Below are 25939 nucleotides of genomic sequence, written 5' to 3' on the forward strand. Positions count from 1 at the left end.
CGACGAGCCCCGCGATCGACGAGGTGTTCACGATCGTCCCCCGTCCGTGGCGACCGGGCCTGGGAGTTCGTCCATCATGCAGAGTCAGACGTCGTACAGGTCGATATCGGCCGTCGAGTTCCAGTCCTCCTCGGTCTGTTCGGCGAGCGGGTCGGTGTTCCCTTCGATGCCTGCGTCGTTGTGGGCGATGCCGACGCCGCCGTGCGTATCGATCTCGAACAGGTACACTGGCATACTTCTCACACAACGAGAATCCGGGGGCTGCGACGGCTCTCTGGGTCGCTCGCGGGTCTCAGTGGGTGGCCGGGGAGAGTCACACGCCCCGAAATTTCCGAACCCTGGGAACGATCTCTCGTATTAATACCCCTTCCGCGTCTCCGCCCAGGTAGAGGAGATTCACAATGTCGACCCAAACCCGTACCCTCAACGCCGAACTGTTCGGTCGTGAAACGCATTTCGAGTACTCGGAACACTGGCTGGGCTACGCCATCATCGCCATGCGCGTGGTGATGGGGTGGACACTCTTCCAGGGCGGGATCACGAAGCTCGTCACCTACCTGGACGCCGACCCCGCGAACAACTGGACCGCCGAGGGCTTCCTGCTGAACGCCATCCCGGCGGGGAACCCGCTGACGGACTTCTTCGCAGCGATGGCCGGGAACCCGCTCATCGACGCGCTCAACATGTGGGGACTCACCCTCACTGGCCTCGCGCTCATCCTCGGGGCGTTCGTGCGCTGGAGCGCGTTCTGGGGAGCCATGATGATGCTGTTCTACTGGCTCGCGGCGCTCGAGGGCGGCCTCCTCGCGGGCCTCCCGCTGGCTCACGGCTGGGTCGTCGACGACCACCTCGTCTACGCCTTCCTGCTGTTCGGCCTCGGCGCGATCGGTGCCGGCCGGATCCTCGGCGTCGACGAGTACCTCGAACGGACGTCGATCGTCCAGCAGAACGCCTGGCTCCGCTGGTTCCTCGGCTGACCGGTCCATCGAGGCCATGTCGCCGGTGAACCGCCTCAGGTTGACCCCCGAGGCACTCGGCTCGCCCCGCCTACAGACGGGGCGAGCCGCCCCCGACACGTCTCCGGTCGGAGAACGAACCGTCAGATCAAGCCCCTTCGGTACAGTCGAAGCCGGACGAATACGTCCGAATTTCGAACCGAGCAGAATTATTCGTTAGTACTCAGAATACGACTCGTTATCCTGTCGATCGGAGCGTCACGTCTCCTGTACGCTCGACGGTACGAAACGCCGGAATCGGACGACTTCGCACGGGTGCGGACATCGTCGACACCGCGTTCGGGTTCTCCCGACCCGTTCGGAACTTCGATTCGTCCCCGAGACGTCCAGAAGAGACGTGTACTCTCCTGGCCCGTGGAACGCGTCCGACGAACGGCCGTGGAGAGCGATCGTCGATCGGTCCGTTCAGGAACAGAAGTTATCGGGCAGAAACTTCTGATCAGATCGACGAAGATATCCCTCGAGTCGGCCGGCAGGGGCGGGTCCGAAACCGACTCGTCGCGTTTCGAACGAGCGTACCGCTACCTGGTCAAGACGGAGAAGCCGAGACCGATTGCGGCCCCACCAGAAGAGTGACTCAGGCCTCACACAAGTGCAAGGCGGAAGTCCACGACTTCAGTCGTGGGTCACTGACCCTGCAGACGGTCGTAGAGCCACGCGAACAGGTACCCCCCGGTGAACCCATCGACGAACGCCCAGAGGGCACCAACGATCAGTCCCGAGACGGATTCGTCGTACCCCTTGTAGACGTCGGCGAGCAGTCGTTGCCATCGTTGTCCCCACCCGAATCTGGCCGTGATCCCCAACACGACCACCGCACCCGACCAGAGCGACGCACATGCAAGTCCGAACGCTCGCGCGTTCAACTCGGTTGTCTCGGTCGTCATGCCGTCGGATACGAGTGCGACACACATAAATCGACTGACGTGTAATGACGCGATACGCGTCACGGCCAGTCGTTCGTCCGCCCGACCGCCCATCACTGGTTCGTCTCCCGTGGAGCGGGCTCGGAGGCTCTGGACCGGCGTCGACCCGTGAGATACCGGTAGAGTGGGTACACGTAGTCCTCGATCGGGCCCTGGACGCCGCGCGAACTCGCATAGACGAGGACTGGCAGTCCCTCCCGGTTAGCGAGGTCGATCACGTTGTCAGGCGTACTCCCGAACACCCATCGACGGAGCCGTCGTGTCCGGGTCGCCCCGATCACCAGGATTCCACCGTTCTCGGTGGCCTGGTCGACGAGTCCCTCGGCGATGCTCACCGACGTGAGGTGGTGAACCTGTACCGACGGCGCGTCCGACAGTTCCGCGATCGTGTTCTCCGTGTTCTCCGGCCGTCCCTGATTCCCCTCTGGCGTCACGTTGATGACGTGAAGCTCGGCGCCATCCTGTCCCATCCGCTCGACGAGCGGCAGGAGGTCCATGTGGTGCGGCCCCCCGCCAGCGCCGACGTTGACGACGTTCACGTCGGTCATGTCGGTGAAGCCGCTCGCGAAGAGCACTCCACACGGAGCCGTGAACTCGACCGTCTCCGCGACTCGTGTGTGTTCCTCGGGGTAACCCATGAGGATCAGGTCCGCGCCGTCGTCGCGGGCGGTCTGGACGATGTCGAAGGCGACGTCTCGACAGATGTGCCCCTCGACGGTGTAGTCAGCCGCGATCTCGTCGGCCGCGAGTAGCTGTTGAATGCGCTCGACGCGGTCCGCCGCAGTGTCCTCGGCCGCCTCCGACGGCGTCTGTTCGGGGATCTGCGTCACGTTGATCACCTCGACGAGGGGCTCGCCGTGTTGGAGGCGTCCGAGCATGGCTGCCAACCGCACGTACCGCGGTGCTCGGTCCGGCCGAGCAACCGCGACCAGGATTCGGAACCGGTCCTCGCTCTCAGTCTCCGCCGCTCGCTCGCCCTCTCCGGTCGCTCCCCCGGCCCCTCGTGTCGGTGGAACCACACGCTCGAACAGTTCCTCGACCTCCGGTGCACCGCCCCAGACCAGATACGCCAGCAGGAGCACGGCGAAGAGCGCGAGTCCAGTCACCACCCCTTTGATCGGGAGATTGTAGATCAACGCGACGTTCGCGACGACACCGAGCGCCGGGAGATACGGAACCCCGGGCACACGGAAGCCTCGCGTGATGTCCGGGTACCGCCGGCGCGAGTAGATCAACGCGACGTTCACGACCGAGAGCGGCAACAACAGGTTCAGCGTGGCGAACCCGGTGAGCGTCGTCAGGCCGAGTTCGGTCAGCGTGAGGAAACCGACCACCGGGAGTGAAACACTGAGGTCGATCGGAACGGTCCCTCCCTCGGCCGGGAACACGCCGATGAAGACGGCGATCAACGCGACGATGGTCGCGGTGGCCGTGACGATGCTCCAAAACGGGGTATTGAACCGTGGGTGAAGACGCGAGAACGGTCGGGGTGCCTGTCCGAGCCGTCCCATGAGCGACCCGATACCCGACGCGGCGAGGATCGATGCGTTCGAGGCACTGACCATACTGAAGACGGCACCGGCGACGATCAGCGACCGGCCAGCGGGCCCGATGAACCCGGCGGCGACCCGGCCCATCGCCGTCTCGCCCTCTTCGGCGATGACGGATGCGGGGACCGGCGAGTTCACCATCGCCACGATGACCAGCGCGTACAGCACGGTGACGGTGACGATGCTCGCCGCGATCGCCAGCGGGACCGTCCGCCGCGGTTCGATGATCTCGCCGGCGCTGGCGGCGATCGCGGAGAAGCCGAAGAAGGTGATGAACGCGAGCGCGGCGATCGTGACGATTCCCACGGCATCGGGGGAGAACCGGCCAGCAAACGTGCCGAACGCCGTCGTCGGTCCCCGGTAGGCGAACGCTCCGCCGACGAAGGCGACGAGCACCGCGACTTTCGCACCGGTCACGAACAGTTGAAACGTCCCGCTTTCCTCGGTACCGCGGGCGTTGAGCATCCCCAGCAGCACCGCGCCGAGGACGCCCGTCGTCCCGTGTGGGAGGAACTGCAGCGACTCGGGGAGGATGAACCTGAAGAACCACTCGTCCATCGTGGCGAGGTAGAAGGCGGTCGTGCCAGTGTAGCCGAGAAACAGCATCACGCCGACGGCGTACGTGAGCGTGTCGTGTTCGAAGGTGCGCGACGAAAAGAGATAGCCGCCGCCGTTCTCGGAGTAGATCGAGGCGAACTCCGAGTAGGAGGCGGCCGTGATCCCGGCGACGAGCGCAGCGATGACGAACGCCAGAACCGCGCTTGATCCGATCGCGGCAACCGCCGTTCCGGAGAGCGAAAAGATACCCGCGGCGATCATGGTTCCGAGACCCATCGCAAACGCGATCTTGAAATCTAACGTTCGAGTGTGCTCGACCATTGGTGTGAGATGTAAGCGGATGGTTCATGGACTGCTCGCGACGGCAGCGCACTGTCGGTCGTCATGGGTCAGTCTTCCCCGCTGCCACGGCACACGACGACCGGGACCGTCGATTCTCTGACGATCTCGTCGGTAACGCTTCCGATCACCAGTCGGTCTAATCCCGACCGGTCGTGTGTGCCCATCACGAGGAGGTCGATCCCCTTCTCGTCGGCGTACATCAGTATCGCGTCGGCCGTTGGTCCTCTGAGGACGGCCTCGATCGTCTCGATTCCATGCTCGGCGGCGACGCGTGTGGCAGCCTCGAAAGCTGCTCTCCCGCTCGTATCGGGATCGCCCCGAGCAGCCGCGTCCCCGGTCGTCGGTGGCGGCTCGTTCGCTTCCAACACGTAGACGACGTGGAGCGTGGCGTCGAACTGCGCGGCGATCGCCAGAGCGTGCTCGAAGGCCGCTTCCGCCGTGTCGCTGCCGTCGGTCGGATAGAGGACAGTCTCGTACATGATCACGTCTCGTTGATCGGACCGATGAGATCCCACTGGAGCGTCTCCTCCCCGTCAGGATGTCGAACGGAGCTCACGTGATACAGGTATGGCCCGTGTGGACACTCAGAACAGCCCTCCGCACATCGGTGTCCGCGAACGATTTCGACGTATCCCTCGTGGTCAGTCACGCGAACGAGTTCGTGGTCGGGAATCGCCTCGATCTCTTGCTCCAACGCCTGGTGATGGTGTGCTTCGAGAACGTCTCCCAGGTAACTGATCGTCTCTCGGAGTGTGTGGTCGTCCAGTGTACGCAGTTGGGTCGCGACCCGGCGCGGAAGGCCCGGTGGAGGGGAGGGCGTATCGGTGCTCACGGGTTCACCTCGACAGCTGCTCGCTGGGTGACCGTGCTCTCCGCGTCCCGATCGCTGTCTCTACCGGGTCTGCGTATGGGGTGTTGTCACCCATGACTGTCCCCTCCACCGCCTCGTACTTAAACGATTGCGTTCGTTCGACAGCGAGAACCACTCGGTCACGGACGTGACACAGTCTCCGTCGAGGAGCCAGATATGATAAATATATGATCATTTTGCAACGGCTTAGGAGCTGTTACTGTCCGACTCCGGGGGATTCCGGGGGTCTCAGGAGGGTCAGCGCACGGGATCAGAGGCGTCCTCTGATCTGATTCCACGCGAGATGTCGGTCCGTATCAACGTTTATGACGATACGCCGACAAGGTCTGTGGGTAGATAGCACGAGTCGCACTCACAGAGACAACCGCGTTCCACCGGGGGCCCGTGAGAGCGGTGGACGCGAGCGAGCGTCGCCTGTTCATCGCGCGTATCTCGAAGGGACGGACCGTCCGCGAGTTCGTCCTCGGGGTCATGTTCCTGCCGTCACTGTTCTCGACGCTCTGGCTGTCCGTCTTCGGCGGGAGCGCGCTGCACAACGCGCTCGTGGGGAACGGTGCTGCCCTCGTCACCTACAACGAGGTGGGCCAGACCGTCGCCATGTTCGCCATGCTGGAGCAGTTCCCGCTCGGTGCGCTCTCGGGTGTGCTCGCCACGTTGCTCGTGGTCACGTTCTTCGTCACCTCCTCTGACTCGGGATCGCTCGTCGTCGACCACCTGACCTCCGGCGGCAAGCACGACGTGCCGAAAGCACAGCGCATCTTCTGGGCCGTCACTGAGGGCGCGGTCGCCGCGCTCCTCCTGCTCGGCGGCGGCCTCAACGCGCTTCAGACGGCCGCGATCACCACCGGCGTACCGTTCGCGGTGATCCTCTGTCTGATGTGTTACACCGTCTATCTCGGACTCGACAACGAGTACCGGATCCTCGAATCCGAGGAGTTCGCCGAGACGATCGAAGAGTTGACCGAACAGGGCGACTTCGACATCGTCACGACGGGCGAGGGGATGGTGACCGACATCAGGGAGGGTGATGACACGCCGAGCGGCGACTGACGCTTTTCGGCGTTCGTGTCGCAAGCGGCACGGGACACCGTCGAACGGGCGGACTGATCAGACAGCGTCGCGATCCTCGTCGCCCTCGAACGCTCGGATCGTCCGATCCGGAATCGCCGTTCGCGCAAATATCGTGACCACGTCACCCGCCGCGATCGTGGTCTCTCCTTTCGGTGTGAGCAGCTCGTCTCCACGTTCGAGACCCACCACGAGCACGTTCTCCAGCAGTCCGCTCTCGCTCGCCTCCTCGATCGTCTCTCCCGCGATCGGTGCCGAGTCTGTCACGGCGAATTCGACGACTTCCGCGCCACCGGACAGACGCTGAAAGTCGGTCAACGTCGCGCTCTGCTGCCCCTGGCCGGGAGCGAACGGGCCGTACGGCTGAGTGATATCGTCTCGGATCGTGTGTTCCGTCTCGATGTCGAGGCCGAGTTCCGACAGCTCCCGTTCGATGCGTGAGAGGTCGTCGGTGTCGGTGCTGACGACGGTGACGACCAGGTTTTCCCGACCCGAAAGCAACTCGCGAACCTCGACGACTCCCGAGATGGGGGCGATCTCTCGGCCCAGACGGGACCGATCCTCGACCGATGCTGTGCAGGTTATCTGTCGCTTCGTTCGCTCCCCGGTCCGTTCGTAGTTGACGTCGGCGTGGTAGCCTTCGATGACGTCGTCCTGTTCGAGCCGTTGAATGCGATGCCGGATCGTCGCGGGAGTCACGTCGACCGTCTCGGCGATCATCGGTGCCGAGATGTCCCGTGCGTTCTCCGTGAGGTGATAGAGGATGCGTTTGTCGATGTCGTCGAGCCGATCCGTCATTGTGATATCTGATTCATGAATATCGAACGGGATTAATTTTGCCTTCGAAAATTGACACCCCTAGATTTATTAGAGTCACGAATGATACGTTCGACATGGTTCACCGCGAAGAGGGAGCGACCCCTCTCGAACGACTGCAGAGTAGATACAACCACGAGGACATGAGATGTCCCGAGTGCGGATACGAGGACGACGACGGAGAGTGGAAAGCGATGACCGATGGCAGTACGATCCTGTACCGTCACGTCTGTCCCAGCTGCGGTGAGATCCGAAAGCGAACGTACAGGGCCTCGAAGTGATCGACCCCGCGGAGCCGGCGCGATCCCTCAGGTAATGACACCGTCGCGCCAGATAACAAGGGCTTAGTGGTTGTCATACCGCTCGTGGTGCGGCTCGTGATCGAGGAGGCACGCCTGTCTGGCGGCGACACGGGCGACCGACAGGAGTCGACGCGTGTGACGGCCAGCCAATCGATCGCGGCGGCCAGTTTCCCCAACGATGTCCGGCCGGACAGGTTCGACGGAGGCCCCAGTGAACGCTCGGGAGACGGAGAACCAGCCACGGGTATTCGCTCCGATCGGCGGTACGGACGTGCCCAGGCCGTACGGCTCGTTCGTCTGGAGACGCGGTCTCGTGACTCTTCGGTACTGGAGCCGAACCGGCAACGGCGACCGCGACCGAACGCGGGCCGACGCCGGGTGGGATGCCCCGGTATCGAACGGATCGGTGGTCGTGAGTGAGGAACCAACCAAGACCCCGTTCGACCAGGGAGTCGACTGGGATGTGCTGGTGGACCACCGGTCCGTTCCGTGATGCGGTATAGACGGCAGGTCCTACTCTGTCACACGAGTGTGTCAGCGTTTTCCACACCCCCGCATGTCCCCGCGACAGAGCGTCGTGGATCGATCCGGAGTCGTCAGTGTCCGGGCCGGCGGGTCGCACTCCCGGCGGAGACCTCGAACCGAAACACCCAGTACGGCTCTCGACTGTTGAGGGACATGCGGAGTCGCGAAGTCTCGACAGCGGAAGGGTTCGCGAAGTACGGCTTCCTCACCGGGGGCGCACTCCCGGCGGAGTGTCGTCGGAAAGAGTCGAATCGCAAGCCGCTTTCTTAATACGTCGTCGACAATATGGAACCCGATGGCCGAGAAGATCGGACTCTTCGAGTCGGTTTCGATAGCCGTCGGTGGGATGGTGGGCGGTGGCATCTTCGCCGTGCTTGGCGTCGTCGCAGGTGCTGCCGGGCCGACGTCCTGGCTCGCCTTCGTCCTCGCGGGCGTCGTCGCGGCCTGTGCAGGGTACTCGTTCGTCAGACTCAACGACCTCATCGACGGGACAGGCGGCCCGATCACCTACATCGAGCAGTTCACCGGCAACACGACGCTCGCTGGGATGGCTGGCTGGACGTTCGTCATCGGGTACGTCGGCACCATGGGGCTGTACGCCTACGCCTTCGGCGGCTACGTCACCGAACTCATTGGCGTGAGCACCGTGTACGGCGTCCCGCTCCGTCCGGTGTGGTCGCTGCTCGCGGTCGCGTCGTTCGTCGCGCTCAACGTTCTCGGCGCCCACGCCTCCGGTCGGACCGAGGACGTGCTCGTCGGCCTCAAGGTACTCATCCTCCTCGTCTTCGGTCTCGGTGGCACGTACTACGCGTTCTCGAACGGCGAACTCAGTTCGGGACTCTCGTCGCTTGGAGGGGGGCCGATCATCGCGGCCGCGATCGCGTTCGTCGCGTTCGAGGGGTGGGAGCTCCTCATGTTCGACCAAGACAGCATCGCCGAACCCAAGCGGACGGTTCGGAAGGCCATCTACCTCTCGATCGCCATCGCGACCGGTCTCTACGTGCTCGTCGCGATTCCGACGACGAACCTTCTCACACCGGCCGCGATCCAGCAGCACTCCGAAACCGCGCTGGCCATCGCCGCCGAGCCGTTCCTGGGACGGATCGGGTTCGTACTGATCTCCGTCGCGGCGCTGTTTTCGACCGGCAGCGCGCTCAACGCGACGTTGTTCAGCGCGTCACGGCTGTCCAAGCAGATGATCGCCGAGAACCTGCTCCCGCAGCAACTCGAACGCGACGACGGGGACGAACCGGTTCGTGCGCTTTTGCTCTTAGGTGTGCTGACGGGAGGGCTCGTGACGGTCGGCAGCCTCAATGCCATCAGTTCGTTCGCCTCGCTCTCGTTCATCACCATCTTCGGTGCCATCAGCGCGCTCGCCCTGCGGGAGCGGTCGGGATGGCGGACGGCAGTCGTCCCCGCGATCGGCTCCGTCGGAGCGGTGGGGACGACCGTCGCGTTGCTCTGGCATCTCTACGACACGGAGCCCGGCGTCTTCGTAACCGTTCTCGTGTTGGTGGTCGCCGTCGCGGGCGTCGAACTCCTCTACTTCGAGCGCCAGCCGCTCGAAGAGTGGGTCGAAGCCGCCGAAGGGTGAGAGCCGGAACGGTTCGCCTCCCAAGCGCGGTGCTGAAGACGATGCGTGAGGGGTACATGTACGACCTCAACCGTCGGTACTACCGGCTCCGCCCGCCGAAGTGACGGGTGTAGGCGGTGGTGAAACGCCACGGTCGTGCGACCGCACCACTGCCGCGATTCCGGAAGGGGCGGAGCGAGCAGCGCACCCGCGGTGTCGGTGAGTACGCACGGCCCGCCCGCTGTAACAACCACTTAGCCCCTGTTTTGGCTCAGTCCCAGACGAACCCACAGGGACCTCTCGAACCGCCGTGATCCGAAACCAGTACCGAGATTCGGCACCGGACGACGCGACCGCCCCAGTGAGTCGCTGTTCGGTCGGAGAACTCGAGCGATCAGTCGTGCTACTCGGTGAGCGGGAGGAAGATGCCGAACACGAACGGGGAGAGCAACAGCAAGAGAACGCCGATAACGGCAGTATCCAACAGGAGGGCAGACTCCCACCCGGGAACGACCACCCATCCAACGCTCGCGGCGTATACGCCGATCTCGCCGACTACGAATAGTATGAGTCCGAGTACCATCCCCTGTTTCGTGAGTTTCGGATAGTTCAACTCACCGTATCGACCCGTCATGCAACACGACAGTGCGAGCAGCAGAATCTTAACCGTTTCTCTTCCCCGGAATCGAAAGAATCTCTATCGGTGACCCAGTATGGGATAGCGATGAAAACCGTCATGTTCGAACTCCTGCCGGCACTCCTGGAGTTGTTGGTCTTCGGAATCAGTAGCGTTGGACTGGCTATGATCGGTGCATACATCGAACGGTTCGCGCTCGCGACCGTGGAGGCCGGTCAACCGAGGCTCGCGGCGTGGGCCGCGGTTGTGGGCGCCGTTGCGTTCTACTTCGCGTACTTACTGAGTACCGACAAGTTCGGACCCAAGCTGTCCGAGGTTCGACGGAGACTCACGGATCGGTCGGCGTAGCGCGCGATCGATACCCGAACAGCCGCAGTAGGGCTCTGCATAGCACCCGCTGTCGGGCGGCCGGTACACGACACCGGCCGAGACGTCGAGTGAGGACGACTGGATCCCCGGGTGTATTTATCGCTTCGATCCGTACCCGACGCCGTTCGGGCCGCTCTCGGGGTTCAATGCCGCCTTCAGCGTCGCCGTCATCGGCGCGATCGCGAGCTTCGTACTCGTGGGTCTCCTCGTGGACGACCCACCGACCCTCGAGGCCGAGGCAGGTGAGGACCTCTCGATCCGCGTGTTCGACACCGACGGCTCGACGCTGTTCGACACCGTGTTCGTCCTCGGCGTCGGCACGTTCTTCATGGCGACGACGATTGCGCTGTTCGCCACGCTCGAAGGCCCGATACGCGCACGGCTGGACGAGAGCACGTTCCTGTTCAGCGTCCAGTTTGCGGCCGTGGTCATCGCGAACGTCCTGTTCCAGATCCCGATCGGTCGTGCAAGCGACACGTACGGCCGTCGGCCGTTCCTCCTCGCGGGGTTCGTCGTGCTCGTCCCGTCGGTGTTCGCGCAGGGACTCGTGACTGACCCGTATCTCATGCTCGGTGCCCGGCTCCTGCAGGGGGTTGCGGTCGCCTGTGTCTTCGCACCGGCACTCGCGCTTGCGGGCGACCTCGCCAGCGAGGGACAGTCAGGGACGACCCTGTCGGTGCTGACGATGGCGTTCGGGTTGGGTGTGGCCGTCGGACCGCTCGCATCGGGCTTTCTCTTCAACGTCGGGCGGTTCGAGACACCGTTCACCTTCGGGGCGGTGCTGGCGCTCATCGGACTCGTTCTCGTCTGGACGCAGGTCGAAGAGTCGCTTTCGGCCGATCCGGACGCACGCGCCGGACACCCCACCGAGGACTGATCCACCGCCGAACGCCCTGTCGGAAGGTGGCCACATGGACCACCGACGGGACGGAGTCGACCCACGATCCCCGCGGAGCCGGACACCGTGAGCCCGTCGCCCACCACCGCGACGACCGACGACCGGAGTTAGACGTCCAGTTCGACGATCTCGGTCGAGTGACAGTCCGGGCACGTGAGACGGTACCGGATGTGTCCGGACTTCGGCGTCGTTTCGACGTGCGCCTTCCACTCGCTGTGGAGGACGTAGTCTTCGAAGCCGCACCTGCGACACGTCTGTCGCGTGTGTTCGAGGTGTCTCGTGAGCGCACTGACCCCGTTCCGATGCTGTTCGGTAAACCAACTCATCGAGTCATCCGAGACGGGGTGTAGATTTAACGCTGGCGAGAATTTGTCACACGGTAACACGACTCGCGTGGACCGGCCTCGCTCGGGCACGAAGGACCGGATCGCGGTGGGTGCCGGGAAACAGGGAGGGCGCTACGACGCCGCTTCGGCGTCCGCGCGGTGTGACACGACGTCCCAGTCCGACGGCGACAGTTCGTGTCCGTCGAAGTCGCCGTGTTCGGGATACGCGGTGAGGACGAGGTATTCGGCTCGGTCTGTCAGGTACTCCACGAGCAGATCGAGGTTGTCACCGGCGAGTCCGCCGAGTCCGTCGAGCAACAGGACCGGCACGCGCTCGGCCACCTCGAACGCCTCGTGACCGGCGAGCGCAGCGACGATTCCCAGGAGTTCACGCTCGCCTTCGCTGAGCGCGTCGAGCCGTGCCTCGCGTCCGTCTCGCGCGACGACTAGGTCGAACGTGCTGGTGAGTCTGGCGGTCTCGAAGCCGGTCTCGAACCGTTCGAGTACCTCCGCGAGCGACGACGAAAACGCCTCCCTGGTCCGGCGTTTGACCGTCTCTTTGCGCGTTCGGAGATCCCTGATCTCCTGCGTCAACTCGTCGTACTCCTCGGCGAGTACCTCGCGCTGTGCCGCCCGCGTTTCGGCGGTCTCTAACTCCTCACGGGCGTCGGCCAACTCGGCCTCCGTGTACTTGATCTCGCTCTCGAGATCCGTGACACGGTCGTCGGTCGTCTCGATCTCCGTGGTGAACGATTCGATCCGTGACACCAGCTCGTCTCGACGCTGTCGCGCGTTCTCGAGCGTCTCCTCGTCTTCGGCACGTTGAGATCGGAGGTCGGTGAGACGGTCCTCGAGATCCCGTTCTCGGCGGGCGGCTGTGCGGGCCTCGTCGCGCTTCGTTTCGAGTTCCTCGACGCGCTCGCGGGACGCCGATGCATCCGCTCGGAGCTCAGAGATTCGAGCATCGAGGGCGTCGAGCTGTGTCTCCATCTCGTCGCGTGTCGTCGCCTGCCCGCAGAGCCAACACGCTGCTCTGTCGGAGAGCACCTCGTGTGAGACCTCGGTGAGAAGCGCGATCTCCCCTTCGTCGAGTACGCGTTTGTTCGCCTCGAACACCGACTGCAGGAGTTCCCGTTTGCGCTCGACGTCCCGGAGCTTCTCGTGGGTCGTCTCGAGTTCCTCCTCGAACTCCTCTGTCGATGGGACGGTCAGAGCGTCCAGTTCCGCCTCCGTCTCGGTAAGGCGCTCTCTGACGCGCTCGACAGTCGTTTCGAGCCGCTGGATGCGGGTCTCGACCCGCTCACGCTCGGCCCGGAGACTGCTCAGCTCTTCCCGGCGTGCGTCGTCCGTATCTGCCGTCTCGTCCTCGAGTTCGGAGCGGTCGACGCGCAGTTCTTCGAGCGTGGCTTCGAGCTTCGTCACCCGCTGTTGGAGCTGTGGGAGTCTCGACGCGGCGTCCGCTGCCCGCTGCCGCTCGGTTTCGACCTGATCCCGCTCGACGCGGATGTCGGCGATCCGTTCGTCGATGTTCTCGAAGTCGAGCGGGCGGGTCAACAGCTCTTCGAGGTTCTCCCCGTCGCGGACCGCTCGCCGGATCGCGTTGTCGTCGCCGAGGAACGCGAACAACTCCGCACAGATCAGATCGTAGTCGTCACTCAGGTAGGGCGTTCCGGTCCGTGATACGGAGCCACTGCGTCGCGCGAGCTCGACGACGAACTCGTCGTCTTCGGTCCTCAGGGCGACACGCCCGGTGTCCTGTCCCTCGGTGAGGGATGTCTCTGTGCCAAAGACGGTTTCGATGCCGGCGAGGAAGCTCGACTTTCCCTGCCAGTTACTTGCCCGCACCGCGTTGACTCCCGGCTCGATGACGGCCTCGGCACGTCGAATCCCGGCGATGTTCTCCAGAGAGAGCGTCCACGTCATGCTCAGAGCCCAGGGACGAGGAACGCCTCCAGCAGCAACGATTCCTGGAGCAGGACGGTTTGTACGGCCTCGAGAACACCGTACGGCGTCGCGAGTCCGGAGAGCGTCGTCCGCCAGCGTTCTTTGGACGACGTTTCGGAGTCGGTCTCGAGGTGAGTCTCGCAGACGTACCCCCGGTCGACGGCCTCCTCGAACGGCACCCGGACGGAGCAGTCGGGGCACGTCAGTTTGACCTGCACCTGTACTTCCGCCCGCTCCGCGTTCGGCAAGCGCTCCTTCGACGAGAGCGAGGACAGCACGGACCGGGTTTTCTCAGCCGTCCGTTCACGGGCGAGCTGTACCGTGTTCGTCTCCCAATCCGTCGTCGCCGGGGTCGCGTCCTTCTCCGCGTCGAGACACCCTTTCAGGTGGTGACGCATCGTACTCCACGACACGAGTTCGCGACCGAGGTCGTCGATGTCGAGTCCATCCGTCGCGAGGTCCGCCCCGAGTTCGTCCCGCTGGAGCGTCGACTCCCCCGTGATCAGTTCGTACTCCCGATCGAGATGAGCACTCATCGTGTCACGGCCGTGTGCCTCGTAGATCCGTTTGAGGAGTCGTTTATTGAACCACTCGGTGAGGGTTTTGTAGCCCTCCGCGGAACGTCCGTTCCGACCGGTCCACCGAGCGACCAGGAAGTCGTCGACAGAGTCGTATTCGGACGCAGCCACCGTGAGTCCGTGACGTTCGGTGAGCGTGTCGACTTTACATCCCATCGTCTTGTTCTATCCGAACGGTGGAGGTACCGACTAATAAACGTACGTACCGGCGCGGACGGACGCAGTTGACATCCCGCGCTGCTGCCGATACCGACGCTCGGTCCCGACGCCTCGCCGACGGTGGCCGGAGTGGGTCGACCGATGCCCGGTCGGTGATCGATTCCCCTGGGTGTCGGTCCGGCTGGGCCGAACGGTTCGAAATTCGATCCAGTACGCCAGAAGTATAATAATTCAGTAATACATATGTCTCTAGTAAATGCACGACTACCAACGCGAAAACGCGGTCGTCGACGGGGATGGCCCATCCGGTGATGTGGGTCGACACCGACGTGCCGTTTAGTCAATGCCGTTCTGATAAAATACATGAATTGGCCAAACATATTCGATATTCGTGCATTAGATTGCGTACGAGCGACCGTCGTTTTGTTCCTCGACCGTTTCGAGCCGATCGACCGGTTCGATCACCCGTCCATGGACGTGTCATCGGTTGATCCGTGGTGGTGTCGTCGCTCCGTCGTTTGCGCTCTCGTTTCGACCACACTCGGGAGTGACCGATACTGAGTCGCACCACGTACGCATCGTGTACCGGGATCGGTTAACAATATATTTCTGTCATGTAATAGAAGGTGATTTATTTCTTTTATTTCTCTGCATATCAATTTGTAGATGGTTACTCGGACGGCTGGTGTCCGGAGAGCGTATAACCGAAACAGCACGGCCGTCGGGGTCGACGAGGTGGTACCGCCGCCGGTTCGTGCCACTCGCCGGAAATCGGCGTCACTCCCGCCGTCGGGCCAGGAGCGATTTGTGCAGGAGATCCACCACGAGGACGGCCGGTGCCGCCGCGACGGCGAGGGCGGCGCCGACCAGCGGCGGTGGGGCGTGGCCGAGGAGCGACGCGAGCGGGTCGACGAACAGGAGCACCGCGAGGACGACGAGCCCCGTCAGGACCGATAGGACGAGCGGTCTGTTGGACGTCCAGCCGAGCGCGCCCGGCCACTGCGTCGTGCTGCGGGAGGCGAACGCGTCGAGATCACACAGAATCAAGGAGGAAGCCCACGACTTTAGTCGTGGGAGGAATCCGACAAGGCTCGACGCAAACCACGAGCGATAGCAGCCCGACTCCCCACAACAGTCATAGAGTTTATAAAAATATCACTCCGAGTGTGGAGTTACAGATGGAGGTCAAACGAACCATTCCAGTCAAACTCTCGGTTCCAGAAGACCGCGAAGACGACCTCCATCAGACCATTGAACAGTTCAACCACGCCTGCAACTACACCATCCAGAACGGTAGGAACGACGGCTACCTCATCCTCAACAAGTCCACCATACACGACAAAGTGTACCACGACCTGCGAGACGAGACAGACCTTCCCGCAAACCTCTGTGTTCGTGCGTACTCCAAAGCCGTCGAAGCGATGAAGTCCACCGTTGCAGACTGGAAGAAGGGAAACAGCCGCCCACTCCCTCGGTTCAACAAACCGTCTGCGGTGTACGACAAACGGACACTGACCATCAAGGATAGGTCGGCCACTCTCTCTACCATCAACGGAAGGGTCGCCGTGGACTACGTTCTCGGAGACTACCAGAAGTCATACGTCGATGATGACGACTACGAGAAACGGATGGGGACGCTCCATTACCGCGAGGATGAAGAAGCGTTCTACCTCCACATCGTGATCAAGAAAGAAGTGCAAGAACGTGACGGTGACAAGGTACTGGGCGTGGATTTGAATTTGAAGAACGTCGCCGTTACCTCAACAGGGTCGTTCTACGATGGTGGCGAACTGTTGTGGGGTCAGAACCACTACTTCCGCGTGCGTCGAAGCCTTCAGCACAAAGGCACTCGCTCCGCCAAGCAGGTACTCCGGCGACTGTCGGGGCGAGAAACCCGCTTCGTGCTGAATCGCCTGCACACGATTTCTCGACGCATTGTGGAGGAAGCCCACGCCCAGGACTGTTCGTATATCGCCGTCGAAGAACTGACGCACATCCGCGAGCGGATGGATAACAGGAACGACCAAGTGAAGCGTCAGATGCACAACTGGGCGTTCCGTGAACTCCAAGAGATGCTCGCGTACAAAGCCGCCGAGTACGGCATCCGTGTTGAGCAGATTCCGCCTGCGTTTACGAGCCAGACCTGCTCAAAGTGCGGGCATCAGTCCAGCACGAACCGTAACTCGGATGGTTGGTTTGAGTGCAACGAGTGCGGGTACGAACTCGACGGCGACTACAACGCGGCGAAGAACATCGCCAAGAAGTTGCTAACTTTACCAGCGGGCAAACGTCCCGCTGAGTTGGGCGACGGTCATCTCGCCCTCAAGTCCGGGATGCTGAACGGGAATGGCGATTACACCGCCTACTCCAATTCGGAGGCAGACCGGGAGTCCACGGACAAGCCCACGACTTCAGTCGTGGGTCGATGACAGAGACAGGGAGACCGCAGCGGAGCGGTGACGTCACCGGGACCAGCCCCGCGGTCGGACGACGACTGAATCGATCCAAAGGGTTTACTCCTCCGCCGTGGACCGACGCGTCATGCGAGAGGTGTACGTCGTCGGCGCGGGGCAGTCCGACTTCGGCGCGTTCCCCGACGAGTCGTATCGATCGCTCTTCGCGACGGCCTTCGAGGCGGCGCTCGACAGCGTCGACGGAGAGTTGGACCGGACCGCGATCGACGAGGCGTTCATCGGGACGCTCGGCGTCGGCGGCCGACAGTTGGGGTTGAGCGGGCCGAGCGTCACCGAGTACGTCGGTCTGCACGGCACGTCGTGTACGCGCGTCGAGAACGCCTGTGCGGCCGGGGGGGCCGCGCTCCGGCAGGCCGTCGGGTCGATCCGCGCGGGGATGGCCGACGTCGCGCTGGCCGGTGGGGTCGAGATCATGACGGACATGAGCGGCGACCGCACCCGCTACTGGCTCGGAGTCTCGGGGGAGACGGAGTGGGAGCGGATGGCCGGGACGACGTTCGCGGGCGTCTACGCGCAGATGGCGGACGCCCACATGGCCGAGCACGGGACGACCCGCGAACAGCTCTCGCGGGTCGCGGTGAAGAACCACGCCAACGGGGCGAAGAACCCCCACGCGCACCTCCGGTTCGAGTGCTCGCTGGACGACGCGGTCAACGGGACCGCGGTCGCGGCGCCGTTGAACCTCTACGACTGCTGTCCCACCTCCGACGGGGCGAGCGCCGTCCTCCTCGCCAGTCGCGCGGTCGCCGAGGGACTGACCGACGACCCCGTCCAGGTCACGGGGAGCGGGCAGGCGAGCGGTCGCGTGGGGCTCTTCCAGCGACCCTCGCTGACGAGCGTACCGGCGACGAAGGCGGCGGCCCGACAGGCGTACGACGACGCCGGCGTCGGTCCCGCCGACATCGACTTCGCGGAGGTCCACGACTGCTTCTCGATCGCGGAACTGATCGCGTACGAGGATCTGGGCTTCTGTGAGACCGGCGAGGCCGGCGCATACGTCGAGTCCGGGGCGACCGATCCCGACGGGGAACGGCCGGTGAACCTCTCCGGCGGGCTCAAGTCGAAGGGCCACCCGATCGGCGCGACGGGCACCGGACAGACCGTCGAGGTGTTCAAACAGCTCCGCGGCGAGGCGGGGGACAGACAGGTCGCGGGGCTCGAACGGGGGCTCACACACAACGTCGGCGGGTCGGGCGGCGCCGTCGCTGTCCACGTCTACGAGGGGGGATGGGCGTGAACGCGATCGAGAGCGTCGGGGTGTACGTCCCCCGCCATCGGATCACGGCCGAGACGATCGGCGAGGCGTGGGACGGCTTCCGCGCGCGCGGCGTGGGGGAGAAACGCGTCGCCGGCGCGGACGAGGACGCGGTGACGATGGCCGTCGCCGCCTGCAGGGACGCAATCGCGGCCTCGGGGACCGACCGTGACGCGTTCGGAACGCTCGCCGTGGGGACGACTACCCCGCCGATCGACGAGGGTGACGTCGGCGTCACGGTCGCCGAGATCCTCGGTCTCGACGCGGGCGTCGACGTCGCGGTGTTCACGCAGTCGACGCGCGCTGGGACGAGGGCGGTCCGGGCGGCGCTCAGTGCAGGGGAGCCGGCGCTGGCAGTCGCGGCCGACTGCCCCCGGGGGACACCCGACAGCGCCGTCGACCACGCGGCGGGGGCGGGTGCCGTCGCCGTCGCGACCGGCGACGACGGCGCGACGGTCGGCGAGCGCGCGACGTACGCCCAGGAGTATCCCGGCACCCGCTTCCGCCGGCGTGGCTCCGAGGACGTGGAGTCGTACGACGCGACGGCGTACGAGCGCGACGCGTACACCACGGTGATCGGCGGTGCGGTGGCGGAGCTGTCGGAGCCGGCGACCGCGCTCGCACCGACCGCGCCGGACGGCTCGCTCCCCGGTCGCCTGCGGGGCGTCGTCGACGGTGGCACGGTCTACCACCTCGCCGACGAACTCGGGGACACGGGGGCGGCCAGCCCGCTGTTCGGCCTGCTCGCCGCGTGGGCGGCCGGCGAGGACCGCGTGACGGTCGTCGGCTACGGCGCGGGGGCGAGCGCGGATGCGCTCGTCGTCGAGGGCTCGCTGTCGGTCGAGTGGCGGCGGCCGGCGACAGACATCACCTACGCCGAGTATCTCCGCAAACGCGGGCACGTCCTCCCGAACGGGGGTGACAACTGATGGGTGCGTACCTGAGCGTCCCGACCTGGTGGCGCACCCTCGACGGACGGTATCGGCTCGTCCTCGGCGAGTGTGCGGCGTGCGGCGGCTACACGTTCCCGGCGGAGGGTGCGTGCGTCGAGTGCAACGCGGTCGGCACGCTCGAACCGGTCGAGCCGTCGGGCGAGGGCGAGATCGTCGCCCGCACGGTCATCGAGGGGGGCGCGCCACCGGAGTTTTCCCGCCTCGTCGACGCCGAGGGAGCGATCGGCGTCGTGGTGGTGGAACTCGACGAAGGCGCGCGTGTCCCGGGCATGCTGACCGATTGTGACCCTCACGCGGTCGGCCGTGGCCACCGGGTCGAGGCGGTCGTCCGGCGGATCTACGAACAGGAGGGCATCGTCCGGTACGGCGCGAAGTTCCGCCCGATCGAAGGGTGAAATAGGCGCGGAGACGGCCCCGCGCACGGGTCGGCCGGCCGCGTGACGACTATGATACTCGATATCTATCATTAATTTTCTAATGGTATAGGATCCGAGAGCTACAGGCAGATCGGACAGTAATAGATATTACTATCTGGATTCAACTACACCGAGCGACCGAGACCAGCGAAAGAGAAACGGATCCAATGTCGAGCGGTCACGGCCGCGAGTGAACTCAGTCACTCTGAGCCGTATCGTTCGAGCGTATCACCAATTTTCTATCGATGTCGTCCGTCGTGTCGCAACCGGTCGATTCCGACAATTAGTCTAATTACTTCTATAACAAATGTCCCCGAGAGAACTGATTACAACTGTACAACTGTAATCAAACAGCGCCTGACTGTCTAGCTGTCACTCGACGTCGTGGCCGGTCGTGCCGTCGTACTTTTCCAGAGCCGCCGCGGGGAGGTACCGCCGCTCGATGTCGGCGATCTCGGACATCCCGGCGAGCTGGTGGACGCTGTCGAACGACTCGGCGAACGCCGCCTCGTTTTCGAGCAGGACGCTCACGCCCTCGTCGTGGAACCGTTCGATCGTCTCGCGGATGGCCAGCACCGTCGCCGTCATCACGAGGCGGCCGTAGAGGACGATGTCCCACCCCATCGCTTCGAGTTCGTGCGGTTCGAGCCGCATCGCGGTTCCCGAACACGGATACAACAGTCGCGCGTCGACCTCTCGCCCGACGCGCTCGGCCTCCGCGCGGCTCTCGGGCACCTTGACGAAGACGACGTCGGCACCCGCCTCGGCGAACGCGGTGGCGCGCTCGATGGCGTCGTCGATCGTTCCCCCTGCTGTTCGCCGGACGTCGGTTCGGGCGATGATCACGAAGTCGGGGTCCCGCTCGTCGCGGGCGTCGACGGCGGCTTCGACCTTGCCGACGGCCTCCTCGAAGGGGATCACCTCGACGCCTTTCACGTCGCCGTTGCGTTTGGGGAACGTCTGGTCCTCGATGTGGATCCCCGCGACCCCCGACTTGACGTACTCGCGGACCGTCCGGACGACGTTCGTCGCGTTGCCGTAGCCGTTGTCGGCGTCGGCGATGACGGGGATGTCGACCGCTTCCTGGGTGTGTTTCGCGTGGTCGACCATCTCGGTCATCGTGACGAGACCCGCGTCCGGGAGGCCCGCCCTGGAGATCGCCGATCCCGACCCGGTGAGTTTGACCGCGTCGTACAGCCCCGTCGACTCGACTACCCGCGCGCTCAGCGGGTCGTGGACGTCGGGCGTGACCAGGATCTCGTCGGCCGCAAGGCGCGCACGAAGCGCTCGACCGTAGTGCATAGCCCATGCCTTGCAACCGGGTGACGTATAGCTGACGGTGCCGCCGATGGCTCGAACGGCGGCTGTCGCGTCGGTCGCCGCAGTGGGCCGCGCGACGACCGCGTCCGGAGTGCGTCGTCGGCGACGAGGGGCCCGGCGACCGTACCCGCAGCGTCGACCCGGCCGAGACGCTGGACGGGCCGGCGTTCACAATACCGAAACGATTCCCTCGGGAGCCAGACGGTCTTCCGTGTCGGTTCGTGGGCGAACCGTCCGAAACACGGTGGATTTCCGCCGCTCCGTCGGGGAAGGACGCCTCCGACCACACGACTGTGGGCCCGAATACCATGTGAGAAAGACCCACACATTGTGGAGAGGTACGTCCGACAGACGCCGGAAACACCTCCGAGAAGCCGACAGACCGCGCCTGTGACCGAGAGCAGCGCCGTCTACCACGATCTTTCGATATACGACACGCACCTCGGCTGGATGGATCGCCGACCGTCGGGCCGGGGGGACCACGAGGTGGCACCGGGTCGTCCAGTACTCGGGTGCAACGAGACGTCCCTGATCGGATGGAATGGAGACGAGGAGACGAGGAGACGAGGAGACGGGGAGACGAGGAGAGGAGGAGAAGGGGAGACGAGGAGAGGAGGAGAAGGGGAGACGAGGAGAGGAGGAGAAGGGGAGACGAGGAGAGGAGGAGAAGGGGAGACGAGGACGGTCGGTCGGTCGTCGGCCCGGAGCCGACGTGTCGTATGCCGAAAGTCACTCGGATCGTACGCAATCGGTCACCGCGGCGTGCGCCCGATGCGACGCGCCACGCGTCACTCTTCCGTCGACTTCAGCGCGCGGAGTTCGTCGAGGTAGCGGTAGTAGACGGAACCCCACATGATCGGGCGGCACGTGCGCCCGATCGACACCCGTTCGACCGTCGGGTCGTCAGCCTCGCCTGTCACGGCCGCGCCAACGGACATGGTCCCTTTGGGGTGGCCGAGCGTCGTCCACTCCTCGTCGGGGTTGCGGACGACCTCGTTCGGGATCGTCCCAGGGAGTCGTGCCGTCGCACCGAGACAGAGCCCGCTCGTCATCGCGTACGCGTGGTGGGGGCTCTGCATGCTGATGACTCGCGCCGTGATGTCGATCTCGCTCGCGTCGACCCGTTTGTCGATCGAACAGTCGTACGACTGCGGTTCGGAGACGAACGCGATGTGCGGGAAGATGGGGTAGTCGTACAGCGCCTCGCCCGGCTCGTCGACGAGGCCGAGTTCGACGCACACCTCGCCGCGGATGCGCTCTAAGCGGTCCATGATCTCGGGGTCGCTCTCCAGTTCGGCGGGGAGTTCGGTCCCGGTGAGCCCGATATCCGACGCGCGCACGAACGCCACGACGTTCGTCACGTCGACGATCGACACGTCCAGCGCCTCGCCGTCGACCGTGATCCGATCGACGGCGTTGCCGGTCGGAAGCAGCGAGTCGAGGACGCCGCCGGCCGGGTCGAGGAAGTGCGAGTCCACCCGCGCGCCGGTGCCCGGAACGCCGTCGATCGAGTAGTCGCCGTAGACCGCGGGTTCGCCGTCGGCGACGGGCACCTCCTGTTCGATCAGCGCGTCGGCGTTCGTGTTGTACAGCCGCACCGTCGTCACCGGGTCGGTCGCCTCGACGAGGTTCTCGAGGATCGCGAAGCCGCCGACCGCGGCGGTGAGGTTCCCGCAGTTGCCGCCCCACTCGATGACGGGGTTCTCGACGCCGACGCCGCCGAACGTGTACTCGACGTCCGCGTCGTCGCGGTCGGACGTCGAGACCATCATGATCTTGCTCGTGTGCGAATGCGATCCGCCGATGCCGTCGACCTGCAAGGGATCGGGCGAGCCGTACAGTTCCAAGAGGAAATCCTCGAACGATTCGTGATCCGGGCCGATCGGCAGATCCGACTTCCGCACGAACAGCCCCTTGCTGGTCCCGCCCCGCATCAACAGCCCGTCGACTCGGCCCTGTTGCTCGCTGTCTCGCTGTGTTTCCATTCTGCGCCTCTATTCCCGCACGGAGTGAATAAATCTACCCGATTGTTTCTGGCTGATCGAAGGTGGACGCAGCGCTGTGGCTCGCTCACCCACGTCACCGTCGGTACTATACCGACCGCTCCCGTGGCTCGCCACGTGAAGCAGACGACGCGGTTCCGGCGGCTGATCGAGGGACCCGAAATCCTCGTCGCGATGGGCGGGTACGACGCGCTCTCGGCGAGCCTGATCGAGCGGGCGGGCGGGGAGGTGGTGTACATGAGCGGCTCGTCCGTCTCGACGGCCGTCCACGGTCGGCCCGACGTGGGGCTGACGACGATGACCGAGATGGTCGACCGCGCCCGCGAGATGGTCAGCGCCGTCGACGTGCCCGTGTTCTGTGACGCTGACACGGGCTACGGCAACCCGATCAACGTCGTCCGGACGGTCGAGGCGTTCGAGCGCGCGGGCGTCGCGGGCATCCACATCGAGGACCAGACGTTCCCGAAACGCTGTGGCCACTTCGACGAGAAAGGGGTCGTCCCGACCGCGGAGATGGTCCAGAAGATCCGGGCGGCGACCGACGCCCGCGCGGACGACGACTTCACGATCATCGCCCGCACCGACGCCCGGGCGGTGACGAGCCTCGACGACGCCATCGACCGCTGTTTCGACTACGTCGACGCGGGCGCGGACGTGATCTTCTTCGAGGCACCGCGGTCGGAGGCCGAACTCCGCCGCGTCGCCACGGCGCTCGGCGACGAGGCCCCACTGCTCGCGAACATGACCGAGGGCGGGGAGACGCCGCTTTTCACCGCCGAGCAGTTCGCCGGCTTCGGCTTCGACGTCGTCCTCTACCCCGCGACGGGGTTCAAAGCCGCCGCGAAGGCGCTCGACGAGGTGTACGCGGAGATCGCCGAAACGGGCACGCAGGCGGGCGTGATGGACGACCTGCTCACGTGGGAAGAACGGAACGAACTCACCGGACTCGCCGAGATCACCGACCTCGAACGCCGGTACACGAGCGAGTAGCGCTCTCTCACTCCCAGGGCCGGTCGAACTCCGGCTCCCGGCGCTCGGTAAAGGCCGCGACGGCCTCGTGGTGTTCGGGGTCCGTGATGCAGTCGTACTGCCGCTCGTGGGCCGCCTGGGCGTACTCGCCGAACGACTGGTTCGCGTCGATGAGCGCCTTGGTGTGTCGCATCGCCGTCGCCGGCTTGTCGCGGAGTTCGTTCGCGAGGTCGCGCGCGGCCGTCATGAGGTCCTCGTCGTCGACGGTCTCGACCACCAACCCGATCGCTTCGGCGTCCGCCGGTTCGATGTCCCGCCCGGTGAGCAGGTACTCCTTCGCCTTGCTCTCGCCGATCAGCCGTGGGAGGGTCCAGCCGCCCCCGTCGCCCGGGACCAGCCCGATGTCGACGAACTGGGTCCGGAAGAAGGCGCTCTCGGCCATGACCCGGAGATCACACGCGAGGGCGAAGTCACAGCCCGCGCCGACCGCGGGGCCGTTGACCGCCGCGACAGTGGGCTTCGACCCGAAGTGGAGGAGGCGGGTGACGTGCTGGACCTTCCAGAGGTGCGCGCCGTAGCGGAACGCGTTCTCTCGGTCCTCGCGGCCGTCCATCCCCGAGACGTCCGCGCCGCTACAGAAGCCCTTGCCGCGCCCCGTGAGGAGGACGACGTAGGCGTCGTCGTCGTCGAACGCCTCGAGGAGGCACTCGTTGAGTTCGACCAGCATCTCCGGGTCGAACGCGTTGTACACGTCCGGCCGGTCGAGGACGAGTTCGGCTCTGCCGTCCCGCACCGCGTAATCGATGTGTTCGTACGCGCTCATACACAGCTCCGTCCCGTCGAACCGACAAAAAAGGTCGGGCGGGACCTCGCCGGATCCGGCTCACTCGCCGTCGGCGGAACCCCGGAGCCGCTGGAGTTCCTCGGGGCCGTAGCCGGCGATCTCCGCGAGCACTTCTTCGGTGTGTTCGCCCAGGAGCGGTGCCTGGGTGACCTCGGGATCGTCGACGGCCGCGAACTTGATCGGCATGCCCGGAACGGGGATCTCCGCGCGTCCCTCGCCCTGGTTCCGGAGGTCGTTCACCATCCCCCGCTCGCGGAGGTGTGGGTCGTCGACGATCTCCTCGACCGTCTGGACCGGCGCGCAGGGGACGCCCGCGTCGAGGAGGGCGTCGACGACGGCGTCTTTCGTCCGTCCGTCGAGCCACGAGTCGACGAGCGCGTCGATCTCCTCGAGTCGCTCCGCGCGAGCGGCCTTCGAGTCATATCCCTCAGCATCGATCAGATCCGGGCGGTCCATAAGTCCCGCGAGCCCCGTCCAGTGGCGCTCAGAGACACAGATAATCGCGACGTAGCCGTCGTCGGCCTCGTAGACGTTGTACGGCGCGATCGAGAGCCCGGAGTGTCTGTTGCCTGTCCGCGGCGGGGTGTCCTTCCCGGCGACCCACGCGGAGACGGGCGAGGCGAGCGTCGGATACATACAGTCGTACATCCCCACCTCGACGTAGTCGCCTTCGCCGGTTCGTTCGCGGCGAAAGAGCGCGCTGACGACGCCCAGCGTGAGGTGGACCGCGCCGACGAAGTCACAGATCGCCGGCCCCGCCTTGACGGGCTTTTGGTCGGGGTAGCCCGTCGTGTGGATCACGCCACTCATCGCCTGGACCGTCAGATCCATCGCGGGGTACTCGGCGTACGGGCCGCTGTCGCCGTAGCCCGAGCCGTGGGCGTAGACGAGTTCTGGGTTCACCTCGCTGAGGGTGTCGTAGCCGAGGCCCAGTTCGGCCATCTTGCCGGTCGCGAAGTTCTCGATCAGGACGTCGCACTCGGCGACGAGATCCGTCAGCGCCTGCGTCCCTGCCGACGATTTGAGGTCGAGCGTGATCCCGCGCTTGGTGGCGTTGAGATACTGCAACTGGGGTGGTTTGCCGTCGTCGCTCCGGGTGCGGACGTTCTCGCCCCACGGCGGTTCGACCTTGACCACGTCGGCACCGAGATACGACAACAACAGTCCGGTGTAGCCGCCCTGGTAGATCTGTCCGAGATCGAGGACGCTGATGCCCGACAGAGGCTGTGACATGTGGACTACGTACA

The 25939-nt window shown here is 64.7% G+C and carries 24 protein-coding genes and 2 pseudogenes; 11 read left to right on the forward strand and 15 right to left on the reverse strand.

The annotated features are described in order from the left end of the window. Positions 1–84: 84 nt before the first annotated feature. Entirely contained in the window at positions 85–234 is a 150-nt protein-coding gene (locus NKJ07_RS11725) for a hypothetical protein (RefSeq protein ID WP_318567001.1), read from the reverse strand. Positions 235–401: 167 nt separating this feature from the next. On the opposite strand from NKJ07_RS11725, the gene NKJ07_RS11730 reads away from it, so the two are divergent. After that, positions 402–977: a DoxX family protein gene (locus NKJ07_RS11730; protein ID WP_318567002.1), complete on the forward strand. Its 576-nt coding sequence runs from the start codon at positions 402–404 to the stop codon at positions 975–977. A 665-nt stretch (positions 978–1642) separates the two neighbouring features. Here NKJ07_RS11730 and NKJ07_RS11735 read toward each other — a convergent pair. The 4 genes from NKJ07_RS11735 to NKJ07_RS11750 form a co-directional block, all read right to left on the reverse strand. Then, positions 1643–1903: a bacteriophage holin gene (locus tag NKJ07_RS11735; RefSeq protein ID WP_318567003.1), complete on the reverse strand. Its 261-nt coding sequence runs from the start codon at positions 1901–1903 to the stop codon at positions 1643–1645. A gap of 92 nt (positions 1904–1995) precedes the next feature. Beyond that, positions 1996–4371 (reverse strand): amino acid permease, encoded by a 2376-nt coding sequence (locus tag NKJ07_RS11740; protein ID WP_425504648.1) that lies wholly within the window; start codon positions 4369–4371, stop codon positions 1996–1998. Between the two features lie 68 nt (positions 4372–4439). Further along, positions 4440–4871 carry a universal stress protein gene (locus NKJ07_RS11745; protein ID WP_318567005.1) on the reverse strand — a complete coding sequence of 144 codons (432 nt, stop codon included), beginning with the start codon at positions 4869–4871 and terminating at the stop codon, positions 4440–4442. A gap of 2 nt (positions 4872–4873) precedes the next feature. Beyond that, positions 4874–5224, reverse strand: coding sequence for a hypothetical protein (locus tag NKJ07_RS11750; RefSeq protein ID WP_318567006.1), 351 nt, complete (start codon positions 5222–5224; stop codon positions 4874–4876). Positions 5225–5677: 453 nt separating this feature from the next. Between NKJ07_RS11750 and NKJ07_RS11755 the strand changes: the two are divergent. Continuing rightward, positions 5678–6313, forward strand: a pseudogene (locus tag NKJ07_RS11755) (BCCT family transporter); the annotation flags it as partial. A gap of 57 nt (positions 6314–6370) precedes the next feature. Here the strand turns inward: NKJ07_RS11755 and NKJ07_RS11760 are convergent. Beyond that, positions 6371–7129, reverse strand: a complete 759-nt coding sequence (locus tag NKJ07_RS11760; protein ID WP_318567007.1) for an Lrp/AsnC family transcriptional regulator — start codon at positions 7127–7129, stop codon at positions 6371–6373. A gap of 95 nt (positions 7130–7224) precedes the next feature. Between NKJ07_RS11760 and NKJ07_RS11765 the strand changes: the two genes are divergently transcribed. Then, complete coding sequence (locus NKJ07_RS11765; protein ID WP_318567008.1) at positions 7225–7428, forward strand: HVO_0649 family zinc finger protein; 204 nt, start codon at positions 7225–7227, stop codon at positions 7426–7428. A gap of 841 nt (positions 7429–8269) precedes the next feature. Beyond that, positions 8270–9568, forward strand: coding sequence for an APC family permease (locus NKJ07_RS11770; RefSeq protein WP_318567009.1), 1299 nt, complete (start codon positions 8270–8272; stop codon positions 9566–9568). A gap of 382 nt (positions 9569–9950) precedes the next feature. Here the strand turns inward: NKJ07_RS11770 and NKJ07_RS11775 are convergent, their stop codons facing one another. After that, a complete protein-coding gene (locus NKJ07_RS11775) occupies positions 9951–10181 on the reverse strand; it encodes a DUF7860 family protein (RefSeq protein WP_318567010.1) in 231 nt (76 codons plus the stop codon). Positions 10182–10271: 90 nt separating this feature from the next. Here NKJ07_RS11775 and NKJ07_RS11780 point away from each other — a divergent pair, with 90 nt between their 5' ends. Next, entirely contained in the window at positions 10272–10532 is a 261-nt protein-coding gene (locus tag NKJ07_RS11780; protein WP_318567011.1) for a DUF8151 family protein, read from the forward strand. A 154-nt stretch (positions 10533–10686) separates the two neighbouring features. Then, positions 10687–11430 (forward strand): annotated as a pseudogene (locus NKJ07_RS11785) (MFS transporter); the annotation flags it as partial. A gap of 128 nt (positions 11431–11558) precedes the next feature. Here NKJ07_RS11785 and NKJ07_RS11790 read toward each other — a convergent pair. From NKJ07_RS11790 to NKJ07_RS11805, 4 genes are all read right to left on the reverse strand, one after another. After that, the gene (locus NKJ07_RS11790; RefSeq protein ID WP_318567012.1) at positions 11559–11777 is read right to left on the reverse strand and encodes a hypothetical protein; all 219 of its coding nucleotides are present in this window, start codon (positions 11775–11777) and stop codon (positions 11559–11561) included. A 132-nt stretch (positions 11778–11909) separates the two neighbouring features. Beyond that, the gene (locus NKJ07_RS11795; RefSeq protein WP_318567013.1) at positions 11910–13700 is read right to left on the reverse strand and encodes an archaea-specific SMC-related protein; all 1791 of its coding nucleotides are present in this window, start codon (positions 13698–13700) and stop codon (positions 11910–11912) included. A 2-nt stretch (positions 13701–13702) separates the two neighbouring features. After that, complete coding sequence (rdfA, locus tag NKJ07_RS11800) at positions 13703–14455, reverse strand: rod-determining factor RdfA (protein ID WP_425504650.1); 753 nt, start codon at positions 14453–14455, stop codon at positions 13703–13705. Between the two features lie 780 nt (positions 14456–15235). Then, positions 15236–15505: a cation transporting ATPase C-terminal domain-containing protein gene (locus tag NKJ07_RS11805; protein ID WP_318567015.1), complete on the reverse strand. Its 270-nt coding sequence runs from the start codon at positions 15503–15505 to the stop codon at positions 15236–15238. A 131-nt stretch (positions 15506–15636) separates the two neighbouring features. Between NKJ07_RS11805 and NKJ07_RS11810 the strand changes: the two genes are divergently transcribed. The 4 genes from NKJ07_RS11810 (at position 15637) to NKJ07_RS11825 (ending at position 19535) form a co-directional block, all read left to right on the forward strand. After that, positions 15637–16887, forward strand: a complete 1251-nt coding sequence (locus tag NKJ07_RS11810; protein ID WP_318567016.1) for an RNA-guided endonuclease InsQ/TnpB family protein — start codon at positions 15637–15639, stop codon at positions 16885–16887. Positions 16888–16999: 112 nt separating this feature from the next. Further along, entirely contained in the window at positions 17000–18169 is a 1170-nt protein-coding gene (locus NKJ07_RS11815) for a thiolase domain-containing protein (protein ID WP_318567017.1), read from the forward strand. Further along, positions 18160–19116, forward strand: a complete 957-nt coding sequence (locus NKJ07_RS11820) for a hypothetical protein (protein ID WP_318567018.1) — start codon at positions 18160–18162, stop codon at positions 19114–19116. The genes NKJ07_RS11815 and NKJ07_RS11820 overlap by 10 nt, the downstream gene beginning before the upstream one ends. Beyond that, positions 19116–19535 carry a Zn-ribbon domain-containing OB-fold protein gene (locus NKJ07_RS11825; protein WP_318567019.1) on the forward strand — a complete coding sequence of 140 codons (420 nt, stop codon included), beginning with the start codon at positions 19116–19118 and terminating at the stop codon, positions 19533–19535. Before NKJ07_RS11820 ends, NKJ07_RS11825 begins: the two co-directional genes overlap by 1 nt. A gap of 393 nt (positions 19536–19928) precedes the next feature. Here NKJ07_RS11825 and NKJ07_RS11830 read toward each other — a convergent pair whose 3' ends face one another. Further along, the gene (locus tag NKJ07_RS11830; protein WP_318567020.1) at positions 19929–20858 is read right to left on the reverse strand and encodes an isocitrate lyase/PEP mutase family protein; all 930 of its coding nucleotides are present in this window, start codon (positions 20856–20858) and stop codon (positions 19929–19931) included. 806 nt (positions 20859–21664) lie between these two features. Then, complete coding sequence (locus NKJ07_RS11835) at positions 21665–22861, reverse strand: 2-methylaconitate cis-trans isomerase PrpF family protein (RefSeq protein WP_318567021.1); 1197 nt, start codon at positions 22859–22861, stop codon at positions 21665–21667. A 135-nt stretch (positions 22862–22996) separates the two neighbouring features. On the opposite strand from NKJ07_RS11835, the gene NKJ07_RS11840 reads away from it, so the two are divergent. Next, the gene (locus NKJ07_RS11840) at positions 22997–23869 is read left to right on the forward strand and encodes an isocitrate lyase/PEP mutase family protein (RefSeq protein WP_318567022.1); all 873 of its coding nucleotides are present in this window, start codon (positions 22997–22999) and stop codon (positions 23867–23869) included. Between the two features lie 7 nt (positions 23870–23876). On the opposite strand, the gene NKJ07_RS11845 is transcribed toward NKJ07_RS11840, so the two are convergent. Together NKJ07_RS11845 and NKJ07_RS11850 are read right to left on the reverse strand one after the other, a co-directional pair. After that, on the reverse strand, positions 23877–24671 hold the full coding sequence (locus NKJ07_RS11845; RefSeq protein WP_318567023.1) for an enoyl-CoA hydratase/isomerase family protein: 795 nt from the start codon (positions 24669–24671) through the stop codon (positions 23877–23879). A 60-nt stretch (positions 24672–24731) separates the two neighbouring features. Further along, a complete protein-coding gene (locus NKJ07_RS11850) occupies positions 24732–25925 on the reverse strand; it encodes a CaiB/BaiF CoA transferase family protein (protein ID WP_318567024.1) in 1194 nt (397 codons plus the stop codon). Between the last annotated feature and the right edge of the window lie 14 nt (positions 25926–25939).

Origin of the sequence: Salinigranum marinum, from assembly GCF_024228675.1 — an archaeon.
GTDB lineage: Archaea > Halobacteriota > Halobacteria > Halobacteriales > Haloferacaceae > Salinigranum > Salinigranum marinum.

Bases quoted from the DNA above. Each gene is read 5' to 3' on its own strand.
- NKJ07_RS11725 (WP_318567001.1), bottom strand. From the start codon at position 234: ATGCCAGTGTACCTGTTCGAGATCGATACGCACGGCGGCGTCGGCATC.
- NKJ07_RS11730 (WP_318567002.1), top strand. From the start codon at position 402: ATGTCGACCCAAACCCGTACCCTCAACGCCGAACTGTTCGGTCGTGAA.
- NKJ07_RS11735 (WP_318567003.1), bottom strand. From the start codon at position 1,903: ATGACGACCGAGACAACCGAGTTGAACGCGCGAGCGTTCGGACTTGCA.
- NKJ07_RS11740 (WP_425504648.1), bottom strand. From the start codon at position 4,371: ATGGTCGAGCACACTCGAACGTTAGATTTCAAGATCGCGTTTGCGATG.
- NKJ07_RS11745 (WP_318567005.1), bottom strand. From the start codon at position 4,871: ATGTACGAGACTGTCCTCTATCCGACCGACGGCAGCGACACGGCGGAA.
- NKJ07_RS11760 (WP_318567007.1), bottom strand. From the start codon at position 7,129: ATGACGGATCGGCTCGACGACATCGACAAACGCATCCTCTATCACCTC.
- NKJ07_RS11765 (WP_318567008.1), top strand. From the start codon at position 7,225: ATGGTTCACCGCGAAGAGGGAGCGACCCCTCTCGAACGACTGCAGAGT.
- NKJ07_RS11770 (WP_318567009.1), top strand. From the start codon at position 8,270: ATGGCCGAGAAGATCGGACTCTTCGAGTCGGTTTCGATAGCCGTCGGT.
- NKJ07_RS11775 (WP_318567010.1), bottom strand. From the start codon at position 10,181: ATGACGGGTCGATACGGTGAGTTGAACTATCCGAAACTCACGAAACAG.
- NKJ07_RS11780 (WP_318567011.1), top strand. From the start codon at position 10,272: ATGAAAACCGTCATGTTCGAACTCCTGCCGGCACTCCTGGAGTTGTTG.
- NKJ07_RS11790 (WP_318567012.1), bottom strand. From the start codon at position 11,777: ATGAGTTGGTTTACCGAACAGCATCGGAACGGGGTCAGTGCGCTCACG.
- NKJ07_RS11795 (WP_318567013.1), bottom strand. From the start codon at position 13,700: ATGACGTGGACGCTCTCTCTGGAGAACATCGCCGGGATTCGACGTGCC.
- rdfA (WP_425504650.1), bottom strand. From the start codon at position 14,455: ATGGGATGTAAAGTCGACACGCTCACCGAACGTCACGGACTCACGGTG.
- NKJ07_RS11810 (WP_318567016.1), top strand. From the start codon at position 15,637: ATGGAGGTCAAACGAACCATTCCAGTCAAACTCTCGGTTCCAGAAGAC.
- NKJ07_RS11815 (WP_318567017.1), top strand. From the start codon at position 17,000: ATGCGAGAGGTGTACGTCGTCGGCGCGGGGCAGTCCGACTTCGGCGCG.
- NKJ07_RS11820 (WP_318567018.1), top strand. From the start codon at position 18,160: ATGGGCGTGAACGCGATCGAGAGCGTCGGGGTGTACGTCCCCCGCCAT.
- NKJ07_RS11825 (WP_318567019.1), top strand. From the start codon at position 19,116: ATGGGTGCGTACCTGAGCGTCCCGACCTGGTGGCGCACCCTCGACGGA.
- NKJ07_RS11830 (WP_318567020.1), bottom strand. From the start codon at position 20,858: ATGCACTACGGTCGAGCGCTTCGTGCGCGCCTTGCGGCCGACGAGATC.
- NKJ07_RS11835 (WP_318567021.1), bottom strand. From the start codon at position 22,861: ATGGAAACACAGCGAGACAGCGAGCAACAGGGCCGAGTCGACGGGCTG.
- NKJ07_RS11845 (WP_318567023.1), bottom strand. From the start codon at position 24,671: ATGAGCGCGTACGAACACATCGATTACGCGGTGCGGGACGGCAGAGCC.
- NKJ07_RS11850 (WP_318567024.1), bottom strand. From the start codon at position 25,925: ATGTCACAGCCTCTGTCGGGCATCAGCGTCCTCGATCTCGGACAGATC.